We start from the raw sequence: 19,652 nt of genomic DNA, 5'->3' as shown, positions 1-19,652 counted from the left end.
AAAGGATATGAAAAAAATAGCAATTTCAAAACTCGTTATTGGTCTAAGCCTCGCTTGTGTACCTTGGATAGCTTCGGCAGCTGAACCGCTCAAACAAGAAGGTAAAAAAACCTTATATCAGCGTGTATTAAGCACACCAACGTGTGAATTAAAAAATAATATTACAGATCCTACCGGCAAATCTGTGCCAGCATTTTCTCGCTATTATGTTTATGAACGTAAAAACGACAATAATCAGCAATGGCTTAAAGTTGGGCCTGATTCTTATGGAAAAGCGATAGGTTGGATTAATAATTCATGTGCAGTTGCTTGGAATATGCAAATGACATTAGTTTTTACAAACCCTGTTGATCGTGATCCTTTGTTATTTTTCAAAGATAAGGCTGCATTAACCGCTATTGTTGATGCTGATAAGCCAGAGGTTTTATTAAAGCCTATTCGTGACACGTTAAAAGCCAATAAGCCAGCTTCAGATGTGGTTGCTCAAGAGCCTAAAGAGTTTGTTGATTTTAAAAGTAACTTCTATTTATTACCTATTTTACAAGGTGAAGAGGTTATGAATGGGCAAGGTTTTTATGAGCGAGTGCTAGAAGTAGCATCAGTAAGTAAACAGGATTCATTGGTAAAAAATAATACAAAACCAGCTAATGGCCAAACTACTGATGATAGCACTAATCAAGTTGCTCCATTTAAAGCCGCCATTGTGTTTGTTATTGACTCCACTATTTCAATGGATCCTTATATTTCAAGAACTAAAGAAGCGGTAACGCGAGTTTATCAGCACATTGAAAAAGAAAATTTACAAGATCAAGTTAAATTTGGATTGGTTTCATTTCGATCGAGTTTAAAGGCCTCGGATAAACTTGAATTTGTTTCTAAACTTTTTGCCGATCCCAATAAAGTGAAAGATAAAGAGGATTTTAAACAGCTAAGCGCTTCGCTTAAACAAGCTTCTGTATCAACCGCATATTTTGCCGAAGATTCTTATGCTGGGGTTGCTCAAGCATTAAATGATATTAATTGGAATAGCTTTGGCGCGCGTTACATGATTTTGATAACAGATGCTAGTGCAATTCCCGGTGATGATAAACTTTCTAGTACAGGAATGGATGCTGCGCAATTAAGACTTGAAGCTCAGCATAAGGGCGTCGCTATTTACGCACTACATTTAAAAACGCCAAGTGGTGAAAAAGATCATCAGATTGCTGCAACGCAATATTCGGATCTAACTTATAATGATTTCATTCATAAATCGCTTTATTATCCTGTTAATGCGGGAGATGTACATCAGTTTGGCCAAAAAGTTGACTTGCTGGCAAAAGCCTTATCAGAACAAGTTAAGCTTGCGTATAAAGGCGAGGCTTCTGTCGGCAATGCACTTAATGCAAAAGATGATAATTCTGATATGTTAAAAGATGCATTGCTACTCAGTAAGGCCATGCAGTTAGCTTATTTAGGCGATACCAAAGGGACTAAAGCACCAACCTTTTTTAAAGCATGGATTGCAGATAAAGATTTCGTTAAACCGACGATTCCAACAGCCGAGCCTCGTATATTATTAACTAAATCGCAACTTAGTGATTTGAGTGATATTGTCAGCAAAATTGCTAATGCGGCTAATGACGGGTTAATTTCAGCCGATGATATGTTTTCCCAGCTTCGTTCTGTTGCTGCTGCGATGGGGCAAGATCCAAGCAAATTAAAATCAGATTCGGTGACCAAAATTGCTGACTTAGGTCTGCTTGGTGAATATCTAGATAATATTCCATATAAAAGTGATGTGACAGGGCTTGATCAAGATACTTGGAAAAGCATGAGCGGACTTGAGCAAGAAAAATTTATCCGTAATTTAAATAGTAAAATTCGTTACTATCAAAAATGTAATGCCGATGTCGATCGTTGGATTTCGTTAGCCGAAGGCAGCGACCCTCGTGAAAATGTTTATCCTATTCCATTAGAAATGTTGCCTTAGATATGTTAACTATTAAGCAGTTATCTATTTTGCGCTCAACAGGTAAATCCTTTTTTAGTGTTTGCCTGCCAGAGCTAACCGTCAAAGCTGGTGAAGTTGTTGTTATTCAGGGCGATAGTGGTGCAGGCAAAAGCACATTACTTGAAATGGTAGGAATGATTTTAAAACCAGATGAAATTGGCCACTATAAATTGATTGTTGATAATTATGCAATCGACATTGCAACGCTAATCGAGCAAAACCAGCTTGATAAACTGGCTGATATTCGAGCTCAGTATTTGGGTTTTATGTTACAAACAGGTGGATTACTACCTTTTTTGACAGTTCGTGATAACATTTTATTATCATTGAAGTTATTACAAAAAAAAGTGGATAACAGCCGGTTTGATTATCTAGTGCAAAAACTTAAAATTGACCATTTGCTAAACAAATATCCTAAACAGTTATCTATTGGTGAAAGGCAACGCGCTTCTTTTATTCGTTCCATTATTCATAAACCGGCATTATTACTTGCCGATGAGCCAACCTCGGCATTGGATCCCTATAATGCAAGTTTACTTTTTGATTTAATTATTGAGCAAGCTCAGCAAGACAATATTGCTGTGATGATTGTAACGCACGATTGGCAACGCATTGCAAGCAAAGGGTTATTTACTTTATCAGCTAACTTAACTTCCCCCCAATCCTCAGTATTTTTACCATTACAAGATAAGGCGTAAAAAATGACTAAAGCAATATTAAAATGGTTACTTGTTACTCGCTTATCTTTAGCTGACTTATGGTATGACAAAAAAGTTTCGTTTTGTATTATTGCCTCGGTGATCTCAGTGATTACGCCATTATTATTGTTATTTAGCTTAAAATATGGTGTGGTTTCTCAACTTAGAGAACAATTACTTAATGATCCACAAAATTTAGAAGTCAAAATCGTTGGTAATTTACAGTTTACGAGTGAAATGTTTGAGTGGATAAAAAAACAGCCTGAAACGGCTTTTGTTATCCCTCTAACACGCTCATTAAATACACAAGCTGATTTAATGAAAGATGCGAGTCATTTTGTGAATAATGCCGAAATTATTCCTACGGCTACAGGTGATCCAATAACAGAAGCTACGCCTTTGCTTAATAATAAAAATCAAATTATATTAAGCGCATTATCGGCAGAAAAAATGCAAGCAACTATCGGTAGTCGTGTGAAAATGGTGATAACAAGGCAGCTTGATGGAAAACTGGAAAAAGGCATAACCACATTAGATGTGGTAGATATTATTCCCGAGAGTCGTTATAGTCGAGCAGCTGCTTTTGTTTCTTTAGATTTACTTATTGCCATGGAAGATTTTTATGATGGCTACCAAAGTGATATTTTTTTAACGTCTACTGGGCAATCAAATCCGCCAAAACATACTTCGTTTGCGCGAGCCCGTATTTATGCCAATTCACTAGATAATGTCGCCCCATTAGCCTTTAAATTACGAGAAAAAAATATAGAAACGCGTACACAAGCTAATGCGATTGAAAACATGCAAGCAATCGATCGAGTGCTCAATTTTATTTTTAGTGTCATTGCAATTACAGCTGTTTTAGGGTGTATTTTGTCATTTACAGGGGCATTTTTATCAAATATTGAACGTAAACGCAAAGATATTGCCTTTATGCGATTACTTGGATTTCGTTCAAAAAGCATTATGCTTTATTTAATCAATCAAGCAATGATTTTAAGCTGTTTAGCTTTTGTTATCTCTTGTGTGCTTTTTGGATTAGGAAATAGTGCCTTTAATTTAGTTTTAGGTAAAAATTTGATTTCACAATCCGTGGTGAGTCAATTACAATTTTATCATCTTATCGTTGCTTTTTTACTGACTTTATTTATATCAAGCGGCGTTGTGGTTATAGGAGGGCGACGTGCTATTAAAATTCAACCAGCAGAAAGCTTACGTGAAGCATAGTTATCCCCAATGTATTCGATTGGCTTATTGGGGATTGGCTACAATAAGCTTACTTCCCTCATTAAGCTTTGCTGAGCCTTGGGACAGTAAATTTTATAATCCCAAACCAGCCAAAGATGATGTCATTTTACCCATGCCGTGTGATGGTAGTTTAGTGATGAAAAAGGTATTTACTCCTACCAATAAATCGTTAGATGATGTCAAAGTTATTTTAGGAAGTAATCAAAAAGAGCTTGGTTTTGCTGAATATGCGACACCCAACTATATAGCAGGAAGTTTTTCTGATGCAGGTAAAGAACGGTACTATTTGATAGGTAAATATGAAATTACCGTATTGCAATATCAATCTGTAATGAATGACACCTGCCCAATACCTAAAGTGAACCTCTCTTTTCCTATCACTGATATTAGTTGGTTTGATGCTATAGCTTTTACGAATAAATATAATCGTTGGTTAATTGAAAATCGGTCAAAGCTAAAATCAATTAGTTTGCCTAATGGTTATGTCCGTTTACCGAATAATACCGAATGGGAATATGCTGCACGAGGTGGTTCGAAAGTAACCGAATCAGAATTTCGTGAATCACGGTTCCCAATGACGGGTAATCTTGAAAATTACGCGTGGTTTTCTGGTGCCAAGTCAGCTAATGGAAAATTACAACTTATTGGACGGCTTGAACCTAATCCGCTAGATTTGTTTGATATCTTAGGTAATGCAAGCGAAATGATGTTTGATTCGTTTCGAATGAATAAGCTCGATCGTTATCATGGTCAACAAGGCGGTATGACAGTGCGTGGTGGTAGTTATTTGACACCTGAATCATCAACTACCAGTGCTTTTCGTACCGAAAAACCTTTTTATGATGATAAAGGTGCTTATAAGAGTAAAGATGTTGGGTTTCGTTTGGTTTATACAACAGAAGTGATGAATTCTAGTGATAAAATCAAAGAGTTAGAAAAAGAATGGAACCAATTAGGTAGCGAAACGGAAAGCTCAGAAAATGCTAATGTTGTTAGTGAGCTTGAAAAAATCACCAAACAAGTGGAAGACGAGAAAACGAAAAAAGAATTAAATCAACTTAATACACTGTTACGTAGTGCTAACCAAGCTCGTGATGAACAACGAGATCGATCCATTCAGTCAGCATTACAATTAGGTGCATTTTTGTGTGCGAATGTTTCTGATTTAAGCAGTAAATTTGAGTATAATGACAATTTATATAGAACCATGGCTAATGAAGTTTGCGATCCAAAAGAAAGCGATACTTTAGATGATGATAATATGTGTTCAAAAGTGAAGCTAGATAATTTGAAACAAGTTGTTGATGAGTCTAAAAATGCTCGGGACTTTATATTGAAATATTATTCCGATACTATTGTTAATACTGCGTCAAATTACGAGAAAATTACTATTAATGATCAAGTTAGCTCTACTCAATTTATTTTAGAGAATAGTGGCAAAGCTAATATGAGTGACTATTTAAAACTCTATTTCAAACATATTAATCAATATATTGAATCGGGGAAAATTGCGAGATCAGCTTGGCTACAAACATGCAATGAAATAAAAGGAAAAAGATGATGAATAAAATTATAGTAACGCTGTTTTTGTGTGTATCGCTTATTTTAACTGGCTGCCAAGGGGGGGGAGGAGTCAGCTCTAGAAATGCCGATCCTGCTCTAACGAAAAGTAACACGGCTAAGTTTTTTAGTAAATCCGCATGGCAGTCTTGTGCTGTTGGCGCGGGTTTAGGCGGTATTGGTTGTATGTTAGCAGGTGGAAAAGCTGGCGTTTGTATTGCATCAGCTGCGGTTGGTTGTGGTGTGATGATGGGCGCTAACTATTATCTTGACAGTAAACGAGCAGAATATGCTAATGCCGAAATGCGCCTTGATGTTTATATCCAAGACATTCAACAAAATACTTACGAAGTTCAAGCAGTAACTGAAACAGCTAAAGCTGTGTTGGATAAAAATTTAGCGACTCTTAAAGTGTTAAATAATCAAATCAAAAAAGATACGTTAAATAAAAGACAAGCTAAAAATGATTTAACGCAAATTGATGCTAATATTGCCTATTTAAATGATAAATTAAAACGCATGAGAAAAGTTGAAAATGATTGGGTTTTAATCTCTTCTCAAGAACAACAATCAGGCGTTAATGTATCAAAACTCGATAAACAAATAAGTCAATTACATAAACAAATTACAGTACTTGAAAATCAAATTAATCTTGTTACACAACAACGTTCAGCAGTTAAGGTTAGCTAATTATGAAAAAAACACATCTTCTATTACTCAGCCCACTTATTTTTTTAGCTGGTTGCTCAACGACTCCCGAGCAGTGCGATCCGACTAATACTAACATTGGTATTATGGATAAAATTAGCTGTAATTATTCAGGAAATTACCAAGCTCGGATCGATCAGAAAAAGCAAATTCTGGAAAATGAAGTAAGAGCGAATCAGCAATTTAAAGAAATCTATGCGGCAATTGAAAAACAGAAAAACGATACCTCATTAAGTGTTAAACAAAAACAAGCGCAACAACAAAAATTGAAAAATGATTTAACTAAATTAACAAACGAAGTTAAACAAAAGGCTAAAGGTCGTGATGATCTACAAGCTCAAGTTAAAGACATTGAACAGCAACTAAAAAAAGCTAACAATTCAAATAATTCACAAATTGAAAAGCAAGTTGAGTTAGAAACGTTAAACAAAAAACTTCAACAGTTGCAAAAGGCATTAAATATATAAATTTTTGTTTAATCGCTTTTTTATAACAGTATAAGAAATAAAAGGAAACAGTTACGCAATGCAGCGAATAGCAAGGTTTATGTGTGATCATAATAATTCCGAAAAGATGTCTTTATTAGATCAATATAATTCTTTGCTAGCGCTGCTAGAGCCACATTTAACCGAGCGTACTTTTTCAATTTTAGCTATACCGAGATTGATTAACGATAATCAATATATTGGTTGGTATACCCTTTTAGAAGGGCAAGCTGTCTTATTGAGTGAGATTTGTAATCAATCACAGAAAAGTAAGATAGAAAAAACATTGCAAGATCGTATTAACGATATCGAAGCAGTGGTTAAGTCAATGCCAATAACTGCTGAGCAGCAAGGATTTATTTCATCATGGTTACCTAGAATTAAAAGCTTAGGTAACCCTATTTATGTTATTAATGACGAACCCGTTATCATTAATAACTTTGAAGATCCGATTTTGCCTCCCGCGCCACCTCCTATTATTCCACCAAAAACATTCTGGCGCTGGTGGCATTTTTTACTTTTAGCTTTATTATTGCTTGGTCTGTTTGGGCTCCTTTGGTATTTATTTTGCCCATATGAAAAACAAAAGCCTGTGGCTCAAGTTGCTGAGCCAGCCATTACTCAACCAGTAGAAGAAAAGAAACCAGAACCTGTTGTGGAACCCCGCAAAGAAGAAGTTGAACCAGTTGTAAAATCGACATCAGAGCCAACTTCAGAACCAACTTCAAAGCCAACGGTCGTTGCACCTAAGAGCTGTATCGCCCGTGAAGAGATTGTCAGTAACAGTGATGCACCTAAAATGGTTATGATATTTGATAATTCAGCATCAATGATGTTTACATTGATGGAGTCTCAAGCTGCTATTAATAAATTCTTGAATACAGAAGATTTAATGTCGCCAGAAGAAGCTGAGGCTTATATAAAACGCATGACACGCCTGCCTAATCGGTTATCAAGTAGTAAAAAAGTAGCATTAGCAAGCATTGATAAAATACAAGCAAACGTTGATATTGCATTAGTCACACTCTCATCTTGTCCTGTAGCACAAACTACACCGTTTTATAGTTATGACAATAGAAGTAAGTTAAAAAATAAAATTAACAGGTTAAAACCACTAGATAATAACAGTGCAACGCCATTATATAGTGGCATAAAACAAGCCAGCAAAATGCTTGATGGTGTAAACCGTGATGATTACATATTAGTTATTAGTGATGGTCAAGACAATTGTGCCAAAGCTAATATTTGTTCGTTAGCGAGCAAAATAGCCACTCAACAGCCGCGTTTAAAGATAAATATTGTGGATATTGCTGGGAAGCATAAAATTGATTGTGTAGCTAATAAAACTGGCGGTAAAGTCTATGTAGCTCAAAGTCCAGCACAGATAGTTGCACAAATGAATAGCGCCGTTTCAAGTATGAATATTAGCAAACCACTATGTGAATAATTATTTTCAAATGATGCTATATAAATGTATCTAGCATCATTTGTATTTCTGTTTATGGGCATGTTTCAAAATGAGTACAGTTTTAGTCTAAAATTGAACTATAAGGGATTAAATTAATAATGCAGCGAATAACTCGGATAGCTTTTGAACACCATGACTCCGAAAAGATGTCTTTATTAGATCAATATAACTCTTTGTTAACACTGCTAAAACCGCATTTAACAGAGCGTGCTTTCTCGATTTTAGCAACACCAAGATTGATTAACGATAATCAGTATATTGGTTGGTATACGCTTTTAGAAGGGCAACCTGCTTTATTGAGTGAGATTTGTAATCAATCACAAAAAAGTAAGATAGAAAAAACATTGCAAGATCGTATTAACGATATCGAGTCAGCAGTTAAGTCAATGCCAATAACTGCTGAGCAGCAGGGATTTATTTCATCATGGTTGCCTAGAATTAAAAGCTTAGGTAACCCTATTTATGTTATTAATGATGAACCCGTTATCATTAATAGCTTTGAAGATCCGATTTTGCCTCCCGCGCCACCTCCTATTATTCCACCAAAAACATTCTGGCGCTGGTGGCATTTTTTACTTTTAGCTTTATTATTGCTTGGTTTGTTTGGGCTCCTTTGGTATTTATTTTGCCCATATGGAAAACAAAAGCCTGTGGCTCAAGTTGCTGAGCCAGCCATTACTCAACCAGTAGAAGAAAAGAAACCAGAACCTATTGTGCAACCCCGCAAAGAAGAAGTTGAACCAGTTGTAAAATCGACATCAGAGCCAACGGCCATTGCACCTAAAAATTGTGTTGCTCGTGAAGAGATTGTCAGTAACAGTGATGCACCTAAAATGGTTATGATATTTGACAATTCAGCATCAATGTCATTGACGTTGATGGAATCTCAAGATTCTATTAATAAATATTTGAACACTGATTTCTATTCAATGTCGCTAGAAGACGCTGATGCCTATGAAAAACGCATGACACGCCTGCCTAATCGGTTATCAAGTAGCAAAGAAGTTGCATTAGCAAGCATTGATAAAATTCAAGCAAACGTTAATATAGCATTAGTTACACTCTCAGCTTGCCCTGTAGCACAAACTACACCGTTTTATAGTTATGATAATAGAAGTAACTTAAAGAATAAAATCAACAAGTTAAAACCACTAGATGATAACAGCGCAACACCGTTATATAGTGGGATAAAACAAGCCAGCAAAATGCTTGATGGCGTAAACCGTGATGATTACATATTAGTTATTAGTGATGGTCAAGACAATTGTACCAAGGCTAATATTTGTTCGTTAGCGAGCAAAATCGCTACCCAACAGCCACGTTTAAAGATAAATATTGTGGATATTGCTGGGCAACATAAAATTGATTGTGTGGCAGAGCAAACTGGTGGTGAAGTTTATGTAGCTCAAAGCCCAAAACAAATAGTTGAACAAATGAACAATGCTGTTTCAAGTATGAATATTAGCAAACCGCTATGTGAATAATTATGTTGAAATAATATTATATAAATGCATATAGCATTAATTGTATTTCTGCTTATGAGCATGTTTTAAAATTAATGTAGCTTTAGTGTAAAGGTAAAATGTAAGGGATTAAATTAGTAATGCAACGAATAACTAGAACTGTCTTTGAACATAATAATTCAGAGAAGATTTCTCTACTAAACCAATATAAATCCTTACTACTATTACTAAAGTCACATTTAACTGATCGTACGTTTTCAATTTTAGCAACACCAAAGTTAATTGATAACAATAAATATATTGGCTGGTATACTAATCTTGAAGGTCAACCTGTTTTACTTGATAGTATTGCTAATGAATCACATAAAAATCAAATAGCTAAGACATTACAAACACGTATTAATGATATTGAACAAGCTGTTAAATTGATGATCTTAAGCGATGAAGATCAGCGTTTAATTTCGTTTTGGCTTCCAAGAATTAAGAGTTTAGGTAATCAGATTTATGTTATAAATGAAGATCCTGTTATTATTAATGCCTTTGAAGAGCCTGTTATGCCCGCACCGGCTCCTGTTATTGTGCCTAAACCATTTTGGCGTTGGTGGCATTTTTTACTTTTAGCTTTATTACTGCTTGGTTTGTCTAGTTTCCTTTGGTATTTATTTTACCCCTTTGATAAAGAAAGGGCAGTTGCCCCTCAGCAGCCAGCGCCAGTTATTTCATCATCTGTTGAAACAAAACAAGTAGAACCTAAAACAGAGCCAGTTGTTGAACCACAAGATCTTTTGCCGACATCAGAGCCTGCGCCAATTGTAACATCTGAGCCTAAACCAGAGACAGTGCCTGTACCTGAGCCAGCACCAAAGGTAAAAAATCCACCTAACTGTATAACCAAAGAAGAGATGAATAAAGATCCTAATCCATCTAAAATGGCAATTGTGTTTGATAATTCATTATCCATGACGGTGACATTGAATGAATCGCCATCAGAAGTGGAGCAATATTTTCAATATTTGACTTATGGTTATAGGAATATGTCCGAGCAGGAAAGAATCCAATACGAAAAGCGAATGACGCGCTTACCAACTCGTTTATCAAGTAGTAAGAGTGTGGCTACATCAAGCATTGATAAGATACAACCGAACATTGATATCTCGCTTGTGACACTAACAAATTGCCCAGCAGCATATGTTTCGCCATTTTATAATTATGCTAACCGAGGAACACTAAAGCGTAAAATTAAAAAATTAACACCAACTGCAGCAGGAGGGGGAGGGACACCTTTATATAACGGGCTAGAAAAAGCCAGCAAAATGTTAGATGGTGTAAAACGTGATGACTATATACTTATTATTAGTGACGGCGAAGATAATTGTACAAAAAATAACATTTGCACCTTAGCGAATTATATTGCTACGCAAAAGCCTAGGTTAAAAATTAATATCGTTGATATTGCCGGTGAACACAAAATAGACTGTATTGCTAATGTCACTGGTGGCAAAGTTTACATTGCTCAAAGTCCAAAAGATATGATCAAACAGATGAATAAAGCGGTTTCAAATTTGAAAATTAATAGACCAGTATGTCAATAAAAAAACACAAAAAATAGTGGATTTATTAGCTAATTTATTGATATAGATTATTGATAATTATGCTATCATCTATTTTTTATTTATAAATTATTAAGCGTTATCACAAGATCTAAGTAAAAATTTTCACAACTTGATTTAGCGTTTAATATTTAGTTTTGTCAGCTATTCATTCGGTACACTTCGTGTTTGTTCCAAATTATTCAAAAAGCATAAATATTGGCTAATACTATTTGTTCATTAGTCATTTAATTTTTTATGCGGAACCATTCTTAACAAATCCTTACAAATATTTTAATCGCAAAAGTGGTCAATTTTTTTTCAAACGTTATAATTCAGGTGATAACAAATTAATTTAACTTATTTTACTAGCCAAAAGTTATAACAGAGTTAAATAAAACAGATAAGTAATTGAGGAAAGGAGTATTTTGTGCATTACCGCGATAGAATGCAGCAGCTTTATGTTTTAAATCTATTAAATCACTATTGTAGACAGGTTTTCTCGTTCACTTCATTAATATTAGTAAAATTCCCTATAACATTATCCCTGTTATTGCTATTGCCGTTTTCGTTCGATTCTCAGGCATTATCAGCTACCACAACAAACACGATTCAAGGTAGTGCGCCTTATTTAACGTTTAATAACGGTAAAACAAAAGTGATAAATACAGAAGATTTATTAGCTATTACCTTATCAGATGGCACTACCATTACTCCAATTACTAATACTTCAGCAACAAACCCAATCGTACTTCCTCGTGTTGGAGAGACTTTTGCTGATGTTGGCATGTTAGTACCATCAACAACTGATACGATAGAGTTAAAAGCACTTATTGATGCGCCTTATTATTATTGGGGTGATGATGATGGTGATGGGCAGGAGGTTAATGGCGTAACGGCTATGGGTAGCTTAACCGTTAATATTACAGATAAAAATAATCAGGTAGTTGGTCGCGCTGATACTTTAGATATTGCTAGAGCGCCTTATAAAGTAGTGTTAAGTAATACAAATAGTAGTTTAAGTACCCAGTATGGTGTACCTAATCGTAGTACTTTTAACGCTGGCACAGTGACTTACTACATCATTCCAAAATCATCACCAGCCGTTCTTTATGCTAAGCCTAATTTGAGGCTTGGCGGAAATAATGAACCAGGCTTTAATGGGTGGAAATTTGCTGGTCCAGCTAATATTTGGCAGCCAAACAGGGGCTTTCTTCCTCAATCTATAATACCGACATCATATAACCTTAACTTCCCAACCACGGGCGCAAATGGCCTATATTTTGATTTAGATATATCGGAAGGTACCCAATTGACTTGGCCTTCCATTACCGATGAGGGAATAACGGCTATTATGACACCCAATGCGAATGGCACCCGTGTGCGAGTTTTGCTAACAGGTCCTGTGGCAACTGATGATCAAATAAAGGAGGCAAACCCAGCTCGAATTTACACACCAGCCTTACCAAAAACTTTTGAGTTAGTTGGTTATGATAGTAGCGGTGCAGCAGTGATAAAATATGGGTTTGTGTTACAGAAGTGGTTTGTCAGCCGTGGTGAAAGGTCAGCAACCAACATCGAAACTGAAAATTGGTGTGCTAGTTTAGGTTATCGTCTTCCACAAGCAAAAGATCTTACTAATGCGGTCTGCTCAGGAGCAAACGAAACTATTTACTGCCGAAGTTTAGTTGGTGCCACGCCAGCATCAAGTGGCCATCATTATCAGCGTCAAATCGGTGCTGGATTTTTCTCTGAGTGGGGGGATATAACCCATTATAAAGGTGCTGGTATTGTAAATGCTTGGTTCTGGACGAGTGATCCCTATGGAGGATGGAGATTTCGTATCGATTCAACTTCTGGTGCTGCTGATGGAAGTTATCCTTACAGTCACAACAATGGGTTGTGTATCTATCCGTGATGATAATTAGCTTGACAAGCAGGATTATCAGCTAATTAAGGCTAAGCATTAAAGAAGTTGCCTCAACTTAAAATGGAGAAAAACGCAATGATAATATTGAAGAATAACGTGCTTATTATTAATGTTAATCAACAACAATAAGCGTCGTTTCAATATAAAGCTAAAAGGATCAAAAAGAATTCTATACTGAAACGCATACCTAATTAAAAATTTTTAACAAGATTCTGTTTTTCTTTATAACTTGTTAATTCAATTTGTTATTTCTCTTGTTTTAATCAATAAAAGACTAGGTTGGGTGCCTAGTCTTTTATGTTGTATATTAAAATAGCGTGACCTTTAAAAATCTAAATTGGCTGCTTTAAGAGCATTTTCTTCAATAAATAATCGACGAGGTTCGACTTCATCACCCATGAGAGTTGTAAACAATTGATCTGCTTCAATAGCATCTTTTATGGTGACTTGTAACATGCGGCGACTGGTTGGATCCATTGTAGTTTCCCATAACTGTTCTGGATTCATTTCTCCAAGGCCTTTATATCGCTGAATTGTTAAGCCTCGGCGAGACTCTTTAATTAACCACTCAACCGCTTCTTCGAAGGATTCAACTGGCTGTTTTCGTTCACCTCGTTGAATAAATGCGCCACTTTCAAGTAGATCTTTCAATTGTGCTCCAAGGTGGCAGATATTACGATACTCATTGCTATGAATGAAGACTTGATCTAAAGGGTAATGAGTATCTACACCATGGGTTCTGATTTTAATAATTGGCACATGTAGTTGTGTTTTTTCATTATATTCAGTTGAATAAAGGTAGCTACTACCATGTTGCTCCTTGTTGGATAATTTTTCAACAATAGTTTTTGCCCAATTTTCTGCCATTTGTTGATTTTGTAAAATATTTTCGTCTAATACCTCATGATACACTAATTCAGATAGTAGCGCTTTTGGATAGCGGCGTTCCATCTTGGTAATGAGTTTTTCGACTTTTTGATATTCAGCAATTAGCCTTTCGAGAGCTTCGCCGGCAAGCGCTGGTGCATGATCGTTGACGTGCAATGATGCGTCTTCAAGAGCTAAAGCGATTTGAAATTGTGTCATTGCTTCATCATCTTTAATATATTGTTCTTGCTTCCCTTTTTTGACCTTATATAGTGGTGGTTGAGCAATATAGACATAACCACGCTCAATAATTTCAGGCATTTGACGATAAAAGAACGTTAATAATAATGTACGAATATGTGATCCATCGACATCGGCATCGGTCATGATAATAACACTATGGTAACGCATTTTATCTGGGTTATATTCATCACGACCAATTCCACAACCGAGAGCGGTAATTAATGTTCCCACTTCTTGCGAAGAAAGCATTTTATCAAAACGGGCTTTTTCTACGTTTAAAATCTTACCTTTAAGTGGTAATATCGCTTGGTTTTTACGGTTACGACCTTGTTTTGCCGAACCACCCGCAGAGTCCCCTTCCACTAAGTAAAGCTCAGATAAGGCAGGATCTTTTTCTTGGCAATCAGCAAGTTTACCGGGTAATCCGCCTAAGTCTAAAGCGCCTTTACGACGGGTCATTTCTCGAGCTTTACGGGCTGCTTCACGGGCTCTTGCGGCGTCAATGATTTTCCCAACTACAATTTTGGCATCACTTGGGTTTTCAAGTAGATATTCTGCTAATTTTTCGCCCATTACTGATTCAACCGCAGATTTAACTTCTGATGACACTAATTTATCTTTGGTTTGTGAGGAAAATTTAGGATCTGGCACTTTGACTGAGACTACGGCAATTAACCCTTCGCGCGCATCATCGCCCGTTGCACTGATTTTGGCTTTTTTACTATATCCTTCGTTTTCCATATAGTTATTTAATGTGCGAGTCATTGCTCCACGGAAACCAGCTAAATGCGTTCCCCCATCTCGTTGAGGAATATTATTAGTAAAACAGTAGATATTTTCTTGATAGCCGTCGTTCCATTGCAATGCAATTTCGACACCAATGTTATCTTTTTCAGTACTAAAATAGAATATTTTCGGATGAATAGGGTTTTTATTTTTATTTAAGTATTCAACAAAAGCTTGAATACCACCTTCATAATGATAATGCTCACTTTTGCCTGTTCGCTCATCAAGTAATCTTATTGATACACCTGAGTTTAAGAACGATAACTCACGTAGTCGTTTCGCTAATATTTCATAAACAAATTCAATATTAGTAAATGTTTCAGGGCTTGGCCAGAAACGGACATAGGTTCCTGACTCAGTTGTTTCGCCAATAACTTTAAGAGGGGCTTGTGGTACGCCTAATTGATAAATTTGTTGGTGAATTTTTCCTTCACGATAAATAACTAATTCTAATTTATCTGATAAAGCGTTAACCACTGAAACGCCAACGCCATGCAAGCCACCAGAGACTTTATATGAGTTGTCATCGAATTTACCACCAGCATGTAATACAGTCATGATAACTTCAGCCGCTGAAACGCCTTCTTCCTCATGGATGCCAGTTGGAATGCCACGACCATCGTCACGCACAGAAACGGAGTTATCAGGATGGATAGTGACTTCAATATGGCGACAATAACCCGCTAATGCTTCATCAATGGCATTGTCTACCACTTCAAAAACCATATGGTGAAGTCCTGTGCCATCATCAGTATCACCAATATACATACCTGGACGTTTACGAACAGCATCAAGTCCTTTGAGTACTTTAATGCTAGAAGAATCATAAGAATTAGACATGGATTTCTCGACTTAATTGATTGTTTATATCATTCTATAAATTTACGAAATTATACCAGATTTTATGTAAAAAATCTTATCATTTTCATCGATCATATGGGTAATTTGTTCTTGGTTAACCGCGGTAATAAATACTTGCGAATTGGCTAATTTTAACCGTTTGGCTAATAACTCTCGTTTATGGTTATCTAATTCAGAGGCAAAATCATCAATTAGGTAAACACAAGCTTGAGTATTTTGCTTTGAATAATATTCACCTTGAGCTAAACGTAAAGCACACATTAATAACTTTAATTGACCGCGGGATAATAAGTCTTCAACAGGAATATTGCTGACACGTAACCGAATATCAGCTTTATGTGGCCCTACTGATGTATAGTTAAGCAGCTTGTCTCGCTCGTAGTGTTTGTTTAATATTTCAGCATAATCAGTGTCATGTTCCCAACCTTGATAATAGTGGCAACTAAGGTGATATTCAGGTAAAAAATCCAGGCAAGTTTGAATGATTTCAGGAAAAATTTGTTGCGAATAATTTGCCCTAATGTTGCTAATCTTTTCAGCAATGGGTACGATTTGTTTATCCCAATGTAATAATTGATTATAATTCTGGGATTGCTTTAATAATGCATTTCGCTGTTTAAATAGCCGTTTTAAATTGTTCCATAAATAAACAAATTCAGGGTAATGATGGAAGCATCCCCAATCAATAAATGCACGACGATATTTGGGGCCCCCTGTCAATAAATCAAATCCTTCTGGTGTGATTAATTGAATGGGTAATAATTTGGCTAAATCAGTTAATCGAAAGCCCTCATCACCATCTATTTTAATTTTATTATTGCTATTACGTGATTTTGCAAGACCAATTGAATGAACCTGTTGGTTGGTATTTTTTATTTCACTAAATAACACAAGTTCAGGTTGTTCGTGTTGGATAATTCGATTGGATTGTGTATGTCTAAATGCACGCCCGTGGCCAAGCATGTAAATAGCTTCAAGCAAGCTAGTTTTCCCACTTCCATTATCACCAACAATAAAGTTAAAGTGCGGCGATAAAGACAGTTGTGCATAATCAATATTACGGAAATGATGAACTTGGATTTTTGAAAGAGTCATATGCTTATATTATTCCGGCCGAAGCCGGAAGGTTAGATGGGGTTGATTATAAGCGCATTGGCATAACAACATAAGTGGCGGATTGATTATTAATATCTTCAATTTGTACACTGGATGTTGCATCAGTTAATAACAGTTGTACGCTATCACATTTCAATGTGTTTAATATATCAAGTAAATAGGTTACATTAAAGCCAATTTCAAGCTCTGATGATGCATATTTGACGTCAATGACTTCTTCTGCTTCTTCTTGTTCGGGGTTATTGGCCGTAATTTTTATTTGATTGTTATGGACATGAAGCCTAATTCCACGGAATTTTTCATTAGATAAGATCGCAACACGTGATAAGGCGTTTCTAAGCTCATCACAGGATACTTCAAGTGGTTTATCGGGATTGCGTGGTAATACGCGTTTGTAATCGGGGAATCTACCATCAATCAGTTTTGATGTGAAAGTGAAGTCTCCAAGGTTAACACGCAAATTATTATTACCAATTTGCATAGTGATTAATTCGTCGTTATCACTTACTAATTTGGCAAGTTCAAGAACCCCTTTTCTTGGCAAAATGACAGAGTAAGCCGTTTTAATATTCTGTTCAATTGGCTGGGCACATACGGCTAGTCGATGACCATCTGTTGCAACTGATTTTAATAATCCATCTTCAATTTCAAATAACATACCATTTAAGTAATATCTTACATCTTGGTTAGCCATAGAAAATTGAACAGCATCAATTAGCCGTTTTATGGTTTTTTGTGGAACGGAAAGATCAATATCACTTTGCCAGTTTTCTAAATTAGGAAAATCGCTAGCAGGTAAAGTAGATAAAGAGAACTTGCTACGACCAGATTGAATCACCAATCGGTTATCATCAACGCTTATCGAAATTTGAGCATCATTGGGTAAGTTTCGGCAGATATCAAGAAACTTTCTAGCCGGCACAGTTGTTGCACCTGGTTCGCTTGCCTCAATCAATGGTAAATGAGATATCATCTCTATTTCAAGATCTGTCCCAGTCATTGATAGTGTGTTATCACTTACTTGCAATAATAAATTTCCCAAAATTGGTAGTGTTGGGCGACTACTCAAAGGTGCACTGACAAGCTGCAATGGTTTAATCAGTTTTTCACGATCGATAATAAATTTCATAGTATTGATTCTTTGTTAAGTTGATAAAGTTCGAATTAAATTGGAGTAATCTTCTTTTATATTATTACTTTCTTCTTTTAATTCTGCAATCTTTCTACATGCATGCAATACCGTTGTGTGATCTCTGCCACCAAAGCCATCACCGATTTCAGGCAGGCTTTTATTAGTAAGCTCTTTTGCAAGCGCCATAGCGACCTGCCTTGGTCTTGCAACAGAACGAGAACGGCGTTTAGAAAGTAAATCTGATACTTTAATTTTATAATATTCAGCAACCGTCTTTTGTATATTTTCAATAGTAACCAGTTTTTCTTGTAAAGCTAGCAAATCTTTTAAGGCATCTTTAACAAAATCAATGGTAATAGCTTTCCCCGTAAAATTAGCATTAGCGATGACTCGGTTAAGCGCCCCTTCTAACTCACGAACATTGGAACGTAATCGTTTAGCAATAAAAAAAGCGACTTCTTCGGGCAATTTTATTTTATTTTCTTCTGCTTTTTTCATTAAAATTGCGACCCGAGTTTCAAGCTCAGGCGGTTCTATTGCGATGGTTAGCCCCCAACCAAAACGTGATTTTAAGCGATCTTCAACGCCATTAATTTCTTTTGGATAACGATCAGAGGTTAAGATAATTTGTTGGTTGCCTTCTAATAAAGAGTTAAACGTGTGAAAAAATTCTTCTTGAGATCGCTCTTTATTTGCAAAAAATTGGATATCATCAATAAGTAATGCATCGACTGAGCGATAATAATTTTTAAACTCTTCAATCGCATTATTTTGCAATGCTTTGACCATATCTTGCACAAATCGTTCAGAATGCATATAGACAACTTTGGCATTGTTTTTTTCTACCATTATTTGATTACCCACTGCATGTAATAAGTGCGTTTTACCTAAACCAGTAGAACCGTATAAAAACAAAGGGTTATAAGCTTTGCCTGGATTTTCAGCGACTTGTTTGGCCGCGGCCACTGCAAGCTGGTTTGATTTACCTTCAACAAAGCTATCGAAAGTATGTTTATGGTTTATACCTGAATGGTAGACATGATTATTCTTTGTTTCCTTTGTTGTTTTCCAAGCAGGCACAACATCTGCTTTACGTTGGCTACTTTGGGCTTTTTTATCAGTGGATATGGTTGAGCCAACTTCAAGAAATAATTTTAGAGAATCATCATTAAAAAGTTTATTTAATAATTGGCTAATGGTGGGTAAATATTTATTTTTTACCCAATCTAGGACAAACCTATTTGGCGCATAAATATAGAGTTTATTATCGACCATTTCCGCTTGCAACGGGCGAATCCATAAATTGAATTCCGTTGTAGGGATTTCTTCTTGTAATTGCGAAAGGCAATCTTGCCAAATAGCGGTAGGCACGGCAACTCCTTCAACTTTTCTTACTAACAATATCGTAAAGCATTATAATCTTTTTTGTGGATAATTTGTAGTTCTAAGGTGATATATAATTTAGTTGTTAACAAAAAAGATAGATAAAAAAACCCAGTTTTTAA

The 19,652-nt window shown here is 35.9% G+C and carries 14 protein-coding genes; 10 read left to right on the top strand and 4 right to left on the bottom strand.

Features of this window, described 5'->3' with window-relative positions; translation table 11 throughout:
• Nucleotides 1–7: 7 nt before the first annotated feature.
• From A9G47_RS08245 to A9G47_RS08200, 10 genes are all read left to right on the top strand, one after another.
• A complete protein-coding gene (locus A9G47_RS08245) occupies nt 8–1,972 on the top strand; it encodes a vWA domain-containing protein (RefSeq protein ID WP_065642666.1) in 1,965 nt (654 codons plus the stop codon).
• Nucleotides 1,973–1,974: 2 nt separating this feature from the next.
• Entirely contained in the window at nt 1,975–2,691 is a 717-nt protein-coding gene (locus A9G47_RS08240) for an ABC transporter ATP-binding protein (protein WP_065568397.1), read from the top strand.
• A 3-nt stretch (nt 2,692–2,694) separates the two neighbouring features.
• Complete coding sequence (locus A9G47_RS08235) at nt 2,695–3,918, top strand: ABC transporter permease (protein WP_065568396.1); 1,224 nt, start codon at nt 2,695–2,697, stop codon at nt 3,916–3,918.
• Complete coding sequence (locus A9G47_RS08230) at nt 3,875–5,500, top strand: SUMF1/EgtB/PvdO family nonheme iron enzyme (protein ID WP_218057452.1); 1,626 nt, start codon at nt 3,875–3,877, stop codon at nt 5,498–5,500. The genes A9G47_RS08235 and A9G47_RS08230 overlap by 44 nt, the downstream gene beginning before the upstream one ends.
• Nucleotides 5,500–6,189, top strand: a complete 690-nt coding sequence (locus A9G47_RS08225; protein WP_065568395.1) for a hypothetical protein — start codon at nt 5,500–5,502, stop codon at nt 6,187–6,189. The genes A9G47_RS08230 and A9G47_RS08225 overlap by 1 nt, the downstream gene beginning before the upstream one ends.
• 2 nt (nt 6,190–6,191) lie before the next feature.
• Nucleotides 6,192–6,674 (top strand): hypothetical protein, encoded by a 483-nt coding sequence (locus tag A9G47_RS08220; RefSeq protein ID WP_065642665.1) that lies wholly within the window; start codon nt 6,192–6,194, stop codon nt 6,672–6,674.
• Nucleotides 6,675–6,732: 58 nt separating this feature from the next.
• Entirely contained in the window at nt 6,733–8,139 is a 1,407-nt protein-coding gene (locus tag A9G47_RS08215; protein ID WP_065642664.1) for a VWA domain-containing protein, read from the top strand.
• A 119-nt stretch (nt 8,140–8,258) separates the two neighbouring features.
• Nucleotides 8,259–9,644, top strand: coding sequence for a VWA domain-containing protein (locus tag A9G47_RS08210; RefSeq protein WP_065642663.1), 1,386 nt, complete (start codon nt 8,259–8,261; stop codon nt 9,642–9,644).
• Between the two features lie 119 nt (nt 9,645–9,763).
• Nucleotides 9,764–11,215 (top strand): VWA domain-containing protein, encoded by a 1,452-nt coding sequence (locus A9G47_RS08205; protein ID WP_065642662.1) that lies wholly within the window; start codon nt 9,764–9,766, stop codon nt 11,213–11,215.
• A gap of 427 nt (nt 11,216–11,642) precedes the next feature.
• Nucleotides 11,643–13,130 (top strand): hypothetical protein, encoded by a 1,488-nt coding sequence (locus tag A9G47_RS08200; RefSeq protein ID WP_065642661.1) that lies wholly within the window; start codon nt 11,643–11,645, stop codon nt 13,128–13,130.
• Between the two features lie 336 nt (nt 13,131–13,466).
• Here the strand turns inward: A9G47_RS08200 and gyrB are convergent, their stop codons facing one another.
• The 4 genes from gyrB to dnaA are packed head-to-tail and all read right to left on the bottom strand — an operon-like array spanning nt 13,467 to nt 19,518.
• Nucleotides 13,467–15,878 (bottom strand): DNA topoisomerase (ATP-hydrolyzing) subunit B, encoded by a 2,412-nt coding sequence (gene gyrB / locus A9G47_RS08195; RefSeq protein WP_065568389.1) that lies wholly within the window; start codon nt 15,876–15,878, stop codon nt 13,467–13,469.
• A gap of 42 nt (nt 15,879–15,920) precedes the next feature.
• Nucleotides 15,921–16,994 carry a DNA replication/repair protein RecF gene (gene recF / locus A9G47_RS08190; RefSeq protein ID WP_065568388.1) on the bottom strand — a complete coding sequence of 358 codons (1,074 nt, stop codon included), beginning with the start codon at nt 16,992–16,994 and terminating at the stop codon, nt 15,921–15,923.
• A 46-nt stretch (nt 16,995–17,040) separates the two neighbouring features.
• Nucleotides 17,041–18,144: a DNA polymerase III subunit beta gene (gene dnaN, locus A9G47_RS08185; protein WP_065642660.1), complete on the bottom strand. Its 1,104-nt coding sequence runs from the start codon at nt 18,142–18,144 to the stop codon at nt 17,041–17,043.
• A gap of 15 nt (nt 18,145–18,159) precedes the next feature.
• Nucleotides 18,160–19,518: a chromosomal replication initiator protein DnaA gene (gene dnaA, locus A9G47_RS08180; RefSeq protein WP_065568386.1), complete on the bottom strand. Its 1,359-nt coding sequence runs from the start codon at nt 19,516–19,518 to the stop codon at nt 18,160–18,162.
• Nucleotides 19,519–19,652: the final 134 nt, after the last annotated feature.

Source organism: Gilliamella sp. WF3-4 (assembly GCF_001690275.1).
Classification (GTDB): domain Bacteria; phylum Pseudomonadota; class Gammaproteobacteria; order Enterobacterales; family Orbaceae; genus Gilliamella; species Gilliamella apicola_C.
Note: the sequence above shows the minus strand (reverse complement) of the source record. Positions and strands in the feature narration are given on the sequence as shown.

Coding starts and splice junctions, on each gene's coding strand:
- A9G47_RS08245 (WP_065642666.1), top strand. CDS start 8: ATGAAAAAAATAGCAATTTCAAAACTCGTTATTGGTCTAAGCCTCGCT.
- A9G47_RS08240 (WP_065568397.1), top strand. CDS start 1,975: ATGTTAACTATTAAGCAGTTATCTATTTTGCGCTCAACAGGTAAATCC.
- A9G47_RS08235 (WP_065568396.1), top strand. CDS start 2,695: ATGACTAAAGCAATATTAAAATGGTTACTTGTTACTCGCTTATCTTTA.
- A9G47_RS08225 (WP_065568395.1), top strand. CDS start 5,500: ATGAATAAAATTATAGTAACGCTGTTTTTGTGTGTATCGCTTATTTTA.
- A9G47_RS08220 (WP_065642665.1), top strand. CDS start 6,192: ATGAAAAAAACACATCTTCTATTACTCAGCCCACTTATTTTTTTAGCT.
- A9G47_RS08215 (WP_065642664.1), top strand. CDS start 6,733: ATGCAGCGAATAGCAAGGTTTATGTGTGATCATAATAATTCCGAAAAG.
- A9G47_RS08210 (WP_065642663.1), top strand. CDS start 8,259: ATGCAGCGAATAACTCGGATAGCTTTTGAACACCATGACTCCGAAAAG.
- A9G47_RS08205 (WP_065642662.1), top strand. CDS start 9,764: ATGCAACGAATAACTAGAACTGTCTTTGAACATAATAATTCAGAGAAG.
- gyrB (WP_065568389.1), bottom strand. CDS start 15,878: ATGTCTAATTCTTATGATTCTTCTAGCATTAAAGTACTCAAAGGACTT.
- recF (WP_065568388.1), bottom strand. CDS start 16,994: ATGACTCTTTCAAAAATCCAAGTTCATCATTTCCGTAATATTGATTAT.
- dnaN (WP_065642660.1), bottom strand. CDS start 18,144: ATGAAATTTATTATCGATCGTGAAAAACTGATTAAACCATTGCAGCTT.